Origin of the sequence: Aliivibrio sp. 1S175 (assembly GCF_001690985.1) — a bacterium.
Classification (GTDB): domain Bacteria; phylum Pseudomonadota; class Gammaproteobacteria; order Enterobacterales; family Vibrionaceae; genus Aliivibrio.
On sequence record NZ_MAJS01000006.1, the window covers coordinates 426510 to 440138 of the forward strand.

At 37.3% G+C, this 13629-nt stretch carries 7 protein-coding genes and 1 pseudogene; 5 read left to right on the forward strand and 3 right to left on the reverse strand.

Annotated features, from left to right (window positions below):
* The first annotated feature begins 527 nt into the window (after positions 1 to 527).
* The 3 genes and pseudogenes from A6E06_RS03875 to A6E06_RS03885 all read left to right on the forward strand — a co-directional run bounded on the left by A6E06_RS03875 (position 528) and on the right by A6E06_RS03885 (position 8719).
* Positions 528 to 2132 (forward strand): BCCT family transporter, encoded by a 1605-nt coding sequence (locus tag A6E06_RS03875; protein ID WP_065591721.1) that lies wholly within the window; start codon positions 528 to 530, stop codon positions 2130 to 2132.
* A 132-nt stretch (positions 2133 to 2264) separates the two neighbouring features.
* Positions 2265 to 2641: pseudogene (locus A6E06_RS19935) on the forward strand (type II toxin-antitoxin system HigA family antitoxin).
* Positions 2642 to 2995: 354 nt separating this feature from the next.
* Complete coding sequence (locus tag A6E06_RS03885) at positions 2996 to 8719, forward strand: ATP-binding protein (RefSeq protein ID WP_065591722.1); 5724 nt, start codon at positions 2996 to 2998, stop codon at positions 8717 to 8719.
* A gap of 234 nt (positions 8720 to 8953) precedes the next feature.
* Here A6E06_RS03885 and A6E06_RS03890 read toward each other — a convergent pair whose 3' ends face one another.
* Together A6E06_RS03890 and A6E06_RS03895 are read right to left on the reverse strand one after the other, a co-directional pair.
* The gene (locus tag A6E06_RS03890) at positions 8954 to 9916 is read right to left on the reverse strand and encodes a phosphotransferase (RefSeq protein ID WP_065591723.1); all 963 of its coding nucleotides are present in this window, start codon (positions 9914 to 9916) and stop codon (positions 8954 to 8956) included.
* 34 nt (positions 9917 to 9950) lie between these two features.
* Positions 9951 to 10409 (reverse strand): RNA methyltransferase, encoded by a 459-nt coding sequence (locus A6E06_RS03895; protein ID WP_012550001.1) that lies wholly within the window; start codon positions 10407 to 10409, stop codon positions 9951 to 9953.
* A 94-nt stretch (positions 10410 to 10503) separates the two neighbouring features.
* Here A6E06_RS03895 and A6E06_RS03900 point away from each other — a divergent pair, with 94 nt between their 5' ends.
* Positions 10504 to 10977: an NYN domain-containing protein gene (locus A6E06_RS03900; RefSeq protein WP_065591724.1), complete on the forward strand. Its 474-nt coding sequence runs from the start codon at positions 10504 to 10506 to the stop codon at positions 10975 to 10977.
* A 164-nt stretch (positions 10978 to 11141) separates the two neighbouring features.
* Positions 11142 to 12524, forward strand: a complete 1383-nt coding sequence (locus tag A6E06_RS03905) for an alpha-amylase family protein (RefSeq protein ID WP_065591725.1) — start codon at positions 11142 to 11144, stop codon at positions 12522 to 12524.
* A 71-nt stretch (positions 12525 to 12595) separates the two neighbouring features.
* Here A6E06_RS03905 and A6E06_RS03910 read toward each other — a convergent pair whose 3' ends face one another.
* Positions 12596 to 13618, reverse strand: coding sequence for an OmpA family protein (locus A6E06_RS03910; protein WP_065591726.1), 1023 nt, complete (start codon positions 13616 to 13618; stop codon positions 12596 to 12598).
* Between the last annotated feature and the right edge of the window lie 11 nt (positions 13619 to 13629).

Sequence of the window (13629 nt, forward strand, 5' to 3'; positions counted from 1 at the left end):
TAAATAGTTTAATAATTAACCATTAGGTAAATCTAATTTAATCGCTTAATTAAGTGTCTTATAGGTTAAGTAGGTTGCTGAAATATTGGAATATAATATTAATCGTGTGGTTTATTTGTATTTACGCGTAATAAAAAGCATTAGATTTACTAATCAATGGTGGTTGTTTTTTAATGCGTATCAAGGTCGAGTGCTGCTAGCATAAGGTTTGGGTATTTAGAGTGAGATAGATATTCATTAACTTGCCGCTTTTTTGATGCCATAATTTGGTCATACCAATTGACCAGAAGCCATGATTCTAGCCTTAGCACCGTCCACTAAGATGCTCTAATCACCAATTACGACCTCATTTGTGCTACAATACGTCGCTTGGGATTGAGAAAAAGAGCAATTAATCACCTACAGTGGTGATTCTTATCATGTTTATTTATATGGTACCGCTACTCAATCAAACAGTAATTGGATAAGGAGTTGTCCTTATATTCGTCTAGCTGTTCGCTTAGCCGGATATGTGAACATTATCGTTTATGAGTTTTAAATCAAAAAAATACAGTATTGAATCGACGGATTATGAAGTCGGTCAAGATAACATTAGCAAGTGGGGCATGGATGTCCACAACACCGTTTTTGTAGCCTCAGTCGGCTTATCTCTTCTCTTCATTATCACACTTCTTGCACTACCTCCTACAGACGCAAAAGCCGCCATTGATTCCCTTAAAGGCGCTGTATTATCAAATTTTGACTTCCTCTTTATGTGGGGAGCTAACATATTATTAATTTTAGCCATTATTATCGCGTTTTCACCTTTGGGTAAAATTCGTTTAGGTGGTGAAGGTGCAAAACCTGATTATTCCAAAGCCTCATGGATCTCGATGCTATTTGCAGCCGGTATGGGTATTGGGCTTATTTTCTGGGGTGTTGCAGAGCCAACCGCGTTCTTTACCAACTGGTTTGGAACCCCGCTTAATGTAGAACCTTTCACAGAAGCAGGTCGTGAATTAGCTCTGGGTGCAACAGTCTTTCACTGGGGCTTACATGCGTGGGCTATCTATGGCATGACAGCACTTTGCCTTGCTTATTTTGTTTACAACAAAGGGCTGCCATTATCAATGCGCTCGGTGTTTTATCCACTATTAGGTGATCGCGTGTGGGGTAAAATTGGCGATGTGATTGATATCTTAACCGTATTAGTGACCTTGTTTGGTCTTGCAACGTCTCTTGGTTTAGGCGGCTCGCAAGCGGCGAGTGGTATTAGCCATGTTTTCGGAATGGAAAATAACATCTATCTTCAACAGGCCATTATTGTATTGATAATGGGTTTAGCTATTATCTCTGTTCTACGTGGTATGGATGGGGGCGTTAAGTTTCTTAGTAACCTAAATATGGTTATTGCCTTTATCTTCCTTGGTCTGATTGCTGTTCTGAATTTCACTACCGTATTAGATTCTCTAGTTACTGCGGTAACAGGCTATGTGAAAAACATTATTCCATTAAGTCAAACGTCTGGCCGTGATGATACGACTTGGTTACATGGGTGGACTGTGTTCTATTGGGCATGGTGGGTAGCGTATGCTCCTTTCTTTGGTATGTTTGTTGCTCGTATATCTAAAGGTCGTACCGTTCGTGAATTCCTACTTTGTGTCATGCTTATTCCGACGATGGTAACAACGGCTTGGATGTCAATCTTCGGTGGCGTAGCTATTCAACAAGTAATCGATAAAGTTGGAAAGTTAGGTGCAGATCAAGGCATTACCGATGTCTCTCTAAGCTTGTTCCACATGCTAGATGCTTATCCGTTTGGGGATATTCTATCCTTTATTGCGGTAGCACTGATTATCGTTTTCTTTGTGACAACGTTGGACTCAGGCTCTATCGTTATTGATGGCATGACAGCAGGTGGTAAATTAGAAGTACCTGTTAAACAGAAAGTAGTTTGGGCTGTTATCTCTGGTGCTATCGCTATGATTATGTTGTGGATTGGTGGTACTCAATCAATTCAAGCGCTGCAATCAATCACCATTATTGCAGCAATGCCGTTTACGATTATTCTTTTACTGGGCAGTGTAAGTCTGTTTAAAGGGTTATTGACGGAAGTTGAAAAACCAAAGGTAGCAACTGAGCGAGTTAAGTAATTGCGTTAGCTCGCAGTTAGTTTACGAGTTCGATTTACAATAAAGCTCCCTGGTACTTTGTGCTAGGGAGCTTTTTTTTTTATAGAGTTCACAAGCACTAAACATGCAACAACAGTGCAGAGGTAATAAATTATGAATATTAAGCCAATTAGAACGAAAGATGATTACAAAGCAGCGATGGCTCGTATCAGCGAACTTACTAGCGGCGATCCTGATGCATTACCAGATATTGAGTTTAATGAATTAGACATTTTAACCACTTTAGCTGAAACATACGAAAACGTTCATTATAAAATTGAAGCCCAGATCCAGTAGACGCAATTAAATTTAGAATGGAGCAGTTTGGATTAAGTGATGATGATTTAACACCAATACTAGGCCAACGTAGTCGAGTTACTGAAATCTTGAAAAGAAAGAGATAATTTTCACTCAGCATGATTAGAAATTTAAACTGTAAGTTGAACATTCCACTTGAGAGCCTCATTGGTGAATATCAACTTGCTAAATAATCTGCTAACTACTGGTGATTGCAACTTTAAATTCTCCTATTTTGGGGCGTTTGACGTTAAGTCAAACTAGGAGATGACTTTCTGAATGAATCATAGGAATAGTGGAGGAAGTCATTTTGTTTTCATGATACGTATTTATTACCAAGATGGAGTAATTTCAGGAGGATCAAATTCATTTTTTCCTTTTTTGTGTTTAGGCATGAACAATAGCTCATTTCATCAAGCTGCAATTTAACCAAATTTTTTCATGTATGAAAGATGTTTACATAATCGAATGGACATCACATTGATTATTAAAGACTATTAATCAATGTATAATGTTTTTATTAATTTCAGTAAATCTTAGGAAGTGGCATGTTCGAAGTAAAATCAAGCGCAATAACTTATACAGGATATGAATATCAAACACTGCATGGTGTTAAGTTGTTAGTTAGTTGGTTAAATTCTCCAACTATATACAAGCGCATTGGTTTTGAGGTTGATGACTCTGAAGGTAGCATTCCCCAAGGTATTGATGACATCGTTTGTGAGCGACAAAATTTAAAGCGTGATTATATACAAGTGAAATTCACCCCAAATACTGATAATAATCTGCTTTCTTGGGAGTGGTTACTGAAAAAAAGTGGAAAAACGGAAAGGTCACGAACTTTACTTCAAAAATTTTCAGATGCAATTGATGATATTTCAATTGAAAACACAGAAAACGTTATTTTACTCACGAACAAAATACCAGAAAGGGACGTTGAGTGTGCGTTAAATGATAATCAGATTATGTACGATCTAATACCAATAAAAACACAAGCTGAAATTATAATGCAACTTGGTAGTGAAGAAAGAGCTAGACTCTTATTTTCTGTTCTCGACGTGCATCACAGTGACCTAAGTTATAAAACATTAAATATCGATATAGAAGAATCATTAAGAAAGTTAACCGATGAGGCTGGCGTACATCGCCTAATTAATAAATCTAGAGATTGGTCTAAATTTAAAAACCAGCCGACTGAAGGTGGTTGGATTACGCTCGAAGATATAAGGGGCGTGATATCTACGAAACGTCCAGAACCAATACCTCAAAGTTTTATTATTCCTGAGCACTATGTGTTACCTGATGAAGATTTTCACCAACATTTTCTACAAAAAATCATCCAACTTGAATCTAATATACATGTACTTACAGGTTCCCCTGGTAAGGGTAAAAGCACTTATTTAAGTTATTTCTGTAAGGAATTAAAAGAGCGTAAAATCCCATATGTAAGACACCACTATTTTCTTTCGTTAGACGATCGAACTAATGACCGTCTAAGTCCAAGGATAGTTTCTGAAGATTTGATGACTCAAATTATGAGTAAATATGATGTTGGAGATTTAAATAAATATAAATCGGAAAATTTAAATTTAGCGTTAAAAGAATGTGGCGATTTTAACAAAAAAAATAAAACTCCTTTTGTCGTTATTATTGATGGTTTAGATCATGTGTGGCGAGATAACAATAAAAATAAAAAACCACTTGATGAGTTATTCAATCAGTTAATTCCTATCCATGATAATGTTGTTTTAGTTATAGGTACACAACCTGTAAATGAAACCATGCTGCCAGATTCATTGATTAGAGAATGCCCAAAAAATGAATGGGATGAGTTACCAGCAATGACAGGTAATGCAATAAAATGCTACTTGGAGTATCAATTAAAATCAAATCGTCTTAAGCAAACGTCCCATGAGACAATCAAAAGTGAGGTTTTAAACGAATCTGCTGAAGCTCTCACATCAATTACAAATGGTTATCCACTGCATGTTATATATTCGTGTGAATACTTAATCTCGTCAGGAAAGGGGCTTTCTAAATATGCAATAAAACAGCTTCCTCCATGTGAAGACGGTAAAATTGAAACTTATTACAAATCGATTTGGCGTACATTGAATGCTCCTCAAAAAGATATTTTACACTTATGCTGTGATTTTAAGTTTCTTTGGCCACAAAATTCATTTTCTGATCTGTTAGAAGAGAACCCTCTCAACCCCCCTAGTGTTGATAGCGTTGTACATTTACTTCATGATTCATTATCTGGCTTGAGACCTTTTCATGAAAGTTTAATTGTATTTGTTAAAACCGTTGCTGAACATGAAGCTAGAGTTAATAAGCTCTTGCCCAAAGTATGTCATTGGCTTGAAAATAGTGCTCCAGAACATATTAATGCATGCTGGCTTTGGCTATGTAAAGGACGTTTAGGTGACGAAATACCACTTAGAGAAGGCATAACTAGAACGTGGGCACTTGAACGATTATCTGAAGGTTATGATGACAGTAGTATTTTAAGGTTACTTGAATGCGCGGAGCATTATGCGTTTATGGAGTTTAAGTTCGATGAAGCTTATAGCCATCGTTCTTTAAAAACGCGGTTGATTAATGGTCCAAACTTTCAGATTGAAGACTTATCAAAATTGAAGATAAGCAGTTTAGTTTCTGCTCCTTTGTGTTTGATAAATGAACTAATAGCAATGAAAGCTGAGTATTCACCTAAGATACTGTCTATTTTAGCAATTACCCTTTGGTATCGAGGGGATGAATATAATGCTAAAAAAATTACTGAACTAGCCCTTAGTCGTCACCGTAGTGAATTAGATATATATAGTTCGAGAATGCAAAGCAATAGCCGTTCCGACGATTTACTTCTTATTCAAGCATCTGTGATAACAGAGTGTTTTGATGGAGGATGGTTAAGCAATAATAAATACATACTTAAATGGCCTACCGAATATATAAATGAGTTTATTAATGCTGTAAAAATTAAGGGTGACTTAATATTGCTAATTAAGTTACATAGTAAGGTTCTCAATGAAAACACTAAATGTTTAATTGAAACTGCGGCGATCATGTTAAGTATTGTGGAAGAGGTAGATTTAACAGCTTGGAAAGAATTTAATAATTTCAAACATAGTCACCTATCAATCTTATATAAGGAAGTAGGCAAAGTTAAACAACTACCAATCTCTACAATCTACAGTGTTGGGGGTTTTAACATAACGCCTGAAGTTTCTTACGATGAGTGGTTTTATGAAAGTTTACTTGTTCGATTGAATGCCTGTGGTGACTTCTGCTGGCTTTCTGTAAACGTAGAACGTGAACGAATAGATTTGTCTAAATATTACAAACAACTTTGTATTTTTGCTGATATGTTCTCTGATATTTTGATAGAACACGGAGAGGTAACTTTTGATGACTTATGTTTCATGAGTACTGCTCTAGAAGAAAGCACCTCAAGTGATTGGAACATAAGGCGAGAAGATATTAAATTTAAGCGAGATTGGATACGTATCGCAGCAAATTGTGCTGTAGTGTTCAGTCGAAGTAAGATTGACTATGGCATATTGAAAAATGCATTCGAAATTGATGTATTAGACATTGAATGGTTTAGACTTTGGTACTATAAGAGTGGAGATAACTTACTTACTGATGAAGCTGTAAATCTATTACTTGAAAAAGATATTACTCACCAATCTCATACATTAGAGGATACGAATGTAAGAACAAATAGAAATGTGGAACTAGCTTCAATTGCTTTACGTCATGCTAATTATGATTCGATGAAATGGCACACTAAGCTGTCATGGGATTACGTATTAGGCTATGTACATCATAAAGACATGACGATTAATGATACTATAGAAGCTATAGAATACATTGCGGCTAAAGATCTTGATAAGGCTGTCAATTTATTAGAGCGGGTAGCTCCTTTAGCCTTTAATGTGTGCGAGTTTACTGATGGTGACCATACTCGGTTTGCTGTGTCTGACATTGCTAGGATTAGTGCTAAATACAATATTTCTGCAATAGTTTCAAAATATAATCAAGAAGTTAATGATGGAGAGTGGTATCACGCAGATACTTCTCTTGAATATTTTTTGCAGTACACAGATCTTACATCAATTTTCGCTAAAGCTCTTTCTTTTACTGGTTTAACGGATAGCCAGTTGAAAATAATATCGAGTCGAGCAGGTGATGGGGATTTATCTGCTCAAAATATAGTTGATGAGTTAAGCCGCACTGGTATTGATATTTCCATAGACAAAAATAAAAAAGAAGATGTAGCTAAGGGGGAAATTAAGTTAAATCCTGCTGATTATCTTCCTAGCCAGTTTGGCATTCTGTTAACTTGTCGACCTTCGAAAGAGTTTTATTTAATGTGGTATAACTTCTGGCTTATTAGAGGAGAAGAGTCAGAATTAGTAAATCATCTATATTCTATGTTTTTGGAAAAAGAACTAGAGTTAGGGGATTCTAAATACCTTCTAGATCTTTTATTTGTAAGTTGTAGAAAAATATATGGACCTCGTAAAGCGTTTAACGTGCTGGTGAAGGCCCAAGTCGAAATGCGAGGTTGGTCTTCTTGGTATGAGAGTTCAGATACTTCACTTGATAGACTTAAAAAGGTGGCTAAACATTACCCAAGCAGAGTTAATGAGTTTTTGTTTAAAACTACCGTTCAAATTGATTCTTGGAGCAAAGACTTAGGGGATCTAATTATACCGAATAAAGAATTGGTATTCCTCTTAGCTGAATCGAATAGACTGGATGAAGCTAATTCATTAGCCTTGTCAATGATTGGTGAAATTGAAAAAGAAACTGCGAATCTGCCTTTATTACAACCTAGTTGGTCATGGGTAGTTGGGGATTCCTATGATTTACAAAATGTAAAAATATTAATTAGCCGACTTTCTTGGCCTGTTCCTAAAATTAAATTTCAAGTTGCTAGTAAAATATCTGATTTACTTTGTAATAAATCTCATACAGTTAACATTGAGCAACTATTGCTTAACGAATTAGCAAAAAGAACATTTGAATCAGAAGTCGTTGAAATACTCGTGGTATTCTGGCTAGCAAAGCAGAAAGGCTATGAAGCAAAAGAAAATATAGCTTTTTATATAAAAGCTCGTTCTAGACTTTCAGATATGATTTTAGATGTAATACTGTCGAAAATTGATGGCTATGGTGAATATGTAAAAGAGCCAATACCTGATTTTAGTGATTATGCAAATGATTTTGGCTTTCAGAAAGCGCAAGGAACTGAAGTACCACTAGCTTTCCATTCTGAATTAGAAAATCTAGAAGCAAAAACTGGAATACCTTTCTTGATTTTATATCACTCAGAATGGATAAACAGTTGTGAACGAATAAAACCTCGTTGGGATAATATTGATTATTTCTTAAGTAGTGATCGTAAAAATACTGGTAACTTTTTTACGCGTAATAGTCATCGAGGACGGTCAGCATTTCTCAATGTTCTAAATATAGCTGAAAACGTATTTGATATGCCTCGTGACTATTCAGAATATATCTCAACTCTTGCTTTTCCTATAGAGCCTGTATATGTATCATCTATTCAAAATAAGCCAGATTGGCTACCTAAGTGGGAGTTTGGTAAAGATATAAATGAAAGTAATATACGTAAATATTTAGGTGATTGTATAACTAATTATACCGAGGTTTTGGGTCTTGGGGCGTTGTCGTTTCCTCTTAAGATTGATTCAGATAAGTGGATCGATATAACGATTATTTTAGCGAAAAAAACAAATCACTATGATGTGGATTTTAATATATTACGTGGAGATGTTGGATTTAGTTTGGGAGATAAGCTAAAGACTGATTTAAAGTTTGTGACAAAGCTTAGCTCTTACAGTAAATATCATAACTGCCAGCCATTATTTGGTACTATTCATCCTCTTACAAGGGTAGGATATTGGCAAATTGATCTTGAATCGAGAGGGTTGTATATACCGCTTACTGATGAAGAAATTAGCGCCAGATATAATGATTTTCAAACATCTTTTTTTATGGGAGATAAACCGATTTCAGAATCTATATTTTGGCCTTCAGTACATTCTTTATCTCACCCCCAAAAAATTAAATCGCTATATGGGACATGTACCGTATTCGAACGCAATAATAATGAATGGTTAGAAAGAGAGTTACAGGGTGGGCCAGGTATTTACCTTTGTTCTGTATCAGTTTTAACTCGAGAAAATCACTATGATGATTTCGATATTGATGAATATAATTTTAGTCTCGATCAGTACTAGTTAATTTGGACAAAAGTTTGAAGGCAAACTCATTTTAACATTCAGCTAACTGTACATAACGCAGGTTATCGTTAATCGAGGTGAGGTAATTAGCTAAGCTACCTGCTTTCCTTAAAATATATAATGGGCATTGCCACTGATTTTAAAGTGATCTTAAACTGTTTGTGCCCAAAAATCTGTTAGACGTTAACTCCTTCTAAACACACAAAAAGGTCGCTCCTTTGCGACCTTTCCCTACAACCCCTTCAGCGCTCTTTCTTTAAGCTCTTCCGTATACCCATTAATCTTCCAATGCTCTGGGCTCCAGCCTTTTACAAAACGTTGAAAATCAGTCCAAGCAATGCAAAACAATGGTCGCCACTCTTGCTCAATATCGTTACTTGCTTTTGTGTGGCCTAAACATAATAGGGCGGTGTTAAGCTGCGTAAAGTAATGATCCAATAATTCAGTCTCAAGTTCTGCGCAGTTTTCTGGCAAAACCGCACTGCTGATAAATAAGATCACATCTTTCATCCCGCAGCCTTTTCCTATGTATTGGAAATCAACCGCAGCTGCCTGATTACCATCTTCAGAGAAGCAGAAGTTCGCTAACTTAGCATCACCATGTACCAAGGTTTGATAGCGGCTGTTTTTAAGTGTTTCATCAATCTTAACTGCTGCATGTTTTAATGGTAAATCCGTTAAGGCTTCAAGCTCATCAGGGCGCGTGTCTAAATGCCAATAAGTACCTGTTTGCCATAAGCCATTAGGTTCAACATTAAGATGTGCTGCGTGAAAGTTTGCAAGCCACGTTAAGCAGGCTTTGGTTTCACTTATAGAGGCGTCTGTTTTTACGATTGGAAAACCGCAGGTCGCTAAATCTTCCAGTACTAAGATTAGCTCGTTATCACGCTGCTCTACGTATAAACAGCGCGGCACAGGACAATGGGTAGAAACCGCATTGGCGTAATCTTGATACCAATTGAGTTCAACCTGATAGGAGTCGAGTTTACGTTGGTGTGATAAATCGGTATTCCAACCTCTAGGATGCACTTTAGGCTTGGGTAAGGTGATTTGTTTGATGATGATAGAAGAGGTGGGTGCTTGGGTTAAATGCAAACGCACCAACTCCCCATATCCGCCCCACAAGGTTTGTAGGGTATCGGTTTGGGTAATTGATGCGTTTTCAAAACCCGAAATACGTGACAAATCAAACATGTCGAGTTCCTTTATTTATCTAGCTTAACGTAGATTATTTATGGTTTGAGAAGTTTTCGCCTTTTGCCATGCGATCATACATGATCACGTTCACAGCTGCGGCTAAGTTCATACAGCCATTGGTTGGGACATAAATAGTCTCACGGCAGAAATCAGTGATCTCTTTTTTCAATGTTCCGTCTTCTGGGCCAAAAATGTAAAACGCACGAGGAGGGTGCTTGTAATCTGGTAACGGCTTTGCGCCTTCGATAAGATCGACAGCAACAGGAACACAATCTAAAGGAATGATGTCTTTTAGATCTTCAACGCCGATCAATGGAACGTTAAGATGCTGGCTTTTTGTATCCGTACAAAATTTCTTGGCGATATCGTAACGTCTTCCCGTGTAAAATACCGAGTTTACGCCATAGCAACCTGCCGCTCGCATTACTGAGCCTACATTTTCAGGTGTTTTTGGGTTTACCAATCCAATACAAGAGTAGCCTTTAGTCATTTTACCGTCTTTCCAATACAAAATTTGCGCGAAGTATACCTAAATTAAAGGGATTCATATAGACTCATTGAATAATTTCCTAGGAAGGTGAAATATGAAAACAGTTGCGATTCTCGTTGATGTGCAAAACATCTACTACACTACGCGTGACGTATACCAACGTCATTTTGACTATAATGCATTATGGGCAAAAGTGACTGATGGTCGCAAGGTCATTGGTGCAAACGCGTATGCCATTGCTCGTAGTGATGATAAGCAAAAGCAGTTTCATAATATTCTTCGTGGTATTGGATTTGATGTAAAGTTAAAACCGTTTATTCAACGTAGTGACGGTTCCGCTAAAGGCGATTGGGATGTTGGCATCACTCTTGATGCAATAGAGTTGGCTGAGCAGGCTGATATTGTTGTTATTTTGTCTGGTGATGGTGATTTTGAGTTACTCGTTAAGAGAATTCAGTCACGTTTTAACAAAGAAGTTGAAGTGTATGGTGTTCAGAATTTAACGGCAAATTCATTAATTGATGCAGCCGATCGTTTTATTCCAATTGAAGATAATTTGTTATTATAGAATAAGTTATGAACAGATATCCTTTCTGGTATCGTTGTTAAGCAGTACTTGTTTTGTGATCTACGCCCTACTGCTCCTACTTCATTTTATAGGATAAAGGAGGAGGGAAGCAAAATAAGGACTTTTTATAATTGAATGGTGTTACCTATGAAAGGATAAAAATAATGAGCCAGCAAACACAATGGCACTCAACAAAAGTTCCAACGGTTAGTAATATCATTCTTCATGCTTTTGATTGGACTTATCAAGATGTTGCTGAACAAGCTGAATTGATTGCCAGTTTGGGTTACCGCTCGGTTTTAGTATCTCCTGCGATGAAATCTCTTCGATTGCCATCTGGTACTCAATGGTGGCAGCGATATCAACCACAAGATTACCGTCTTATCGACAATCCATTGGGAGATACCATTGATTTCACTCGTATGGTGTCACGCTTAGCTGAACTTAATATTTGGGTTTACGTTGATGTCGTGTTTAATCACATGGCGAATGAATCAGATATTAGAGCGGACTTAGAATTTCCTAATCAATGGGATAGAGAAGATTACGCTCGTGAACCTAAAAAGTACGAGTCATTAACGTTGTTTGGTGATTTATCTCAGCCACTGTTTTCTGAATCTGATTTTGTAGAAGCGTTCGGTATTGAAAACTGGAACGATAAGTGGGAAGTGCAAAACGGTCGAATTTCAGGTGGGCCGCATGATCCTGGTTTACCGACACTGTCGGATAATGACCATGTTGTGGCTCAGCAAAGAGCCTATTTAAAAGCGTTGAAACAGATTGGTGTGAAAGGATTCCGTATCGATGCGGCAAAACACATGACGCTTGAGCACTTGAATAAAGTGTGGGATGAAGAAATTACCCAAGATGTGCATATCTTTGGTGAGATAATTACCGACGGTGGTGCGACAAAAGAAGAATATGAGACGTTTTTGAATCCTTATCTGCAAGGAACGACATTGGGAGCGTATGATTTCCCCTTGTTTAATTCTTTGTATCAGACCTTAGAAAATAAAGGCTCGTTTAAGTCATTAATTGATCCTTATTGCTACGGCATGGCATTGTCTCCACTACGCGCAATTACGTTTGCCATTACTCACGATATTCCAAATAACGATGTGTTTAAAGATTTAGTCATGAGTGAATCGAATGAATGGCTCGCTTATGCTTATTTGTTTGGTCGAGAGGGCGGAATACCATTAGTGTATTCAGAGCTTGAAACCAGTGGGATTAAAAATAAGCACAATCAACCACGTTGGAAGGAAGAGTGGAAAAGTGCTCGTATGATTGCGCTAATGGCATTTCATAACCAGATGTATGGGCAAGAACAACGACTGGTTGAGGCCAGTGATGATCACTTGATTTTTGCAAGAGGAGACAGTGGTATCGTGGCGTTAAATAAATCGGATCATAATATTGAAGTAAATATGAGTGTTGGATCTGATGTTGTTTGGTTAGAAAGAGGGTCTAATTCTTACTATGCACCGCAGCAGGGTAATCTTAGATTTTTTATACCGGCACATTCATATATGTTGTTTTCGCGGTAATCATTATTTTTAGTTTAAATAAAAAAAGGTGGATAATTTATCCACCTTTTTTATTCTATTTTTTAAAAGTATTAATACTCAAAGTTAGGAATATCAATATCTACACGACGATTAGCACTTCGTCCTTCTGCTGTTTTATTGGTGGCAATAGGATTAGATTCACCTTCACCTGACGCATTGATTTGGCTTTCTTTTACCCCTTTATCTTGTAGGTAGTCAGACACTGCGTTTGCTCTATCTTCTGATATTTTTTGGTTGTAAGCTTCTGATCCTGATGAGTCGGTATGACCTACAATGTTCACATTTGCTTGTGGATGTTCAACTAGGATTGCGGCAATTGAATCAAGTTCAGCATGACTTTCTGGTGCGAGCTCAGAACCATTATTTTTAAATAGGTTTTGATGTGATTGAGCCTTGTCTTGTTTTACGACCGGCTCCATTGGTTTATTTTCCATTGGCTCTTCAATAGGCTCTGCCATTTGCTTCTCTGGCTCTGGTTCTTGTATTACTTCTTCCGCTACTACAGCTGCTGGTGCTGCTGCTTTTGAAGCACTACCGAAGGTATAGGTCAAACCCAGGGAGATGAAATGTGATGATAAATCATAGATGTAACTATCATCAATATCGTCAAAGTATTGGTATTCTAGACGTAAGGCTAGGCTTTCACTAAGCGCGAGTTCACTGCCTAAACCCGCTGTAAATACCGTGTCATTTGCACTGCTATAATCCATGTAAGCGGCACCAGCTTTGAGGAATATATCGATGGTATCAGTAGCAGAAAAAGTATAACGAGGAGCTAGAGAAAGGGCGGTAAGACGGCTATCAACATATTTTGTTGTCCCGTTATAAGAATGACTAGATTCAAACTCGCCAATAGAATCGAATCCAAGCTCTAATCCCCAGCGTTCAGTGAAATGATAACCACCGTATGCACCGTATCCAAATGCATCATCGTCACAGGGACCAGAGGCGGAACAGGCGTCATCAAGAAGGCCTAAGCCTAATTTACCACCGACGTACACCTCTGCAAGTAGAGAAGAGGAGAAGCCTACAGTAGTTAGAGCAACAGCAACAAGTAAAGATGATCTTTTCATATTTCAGTCCT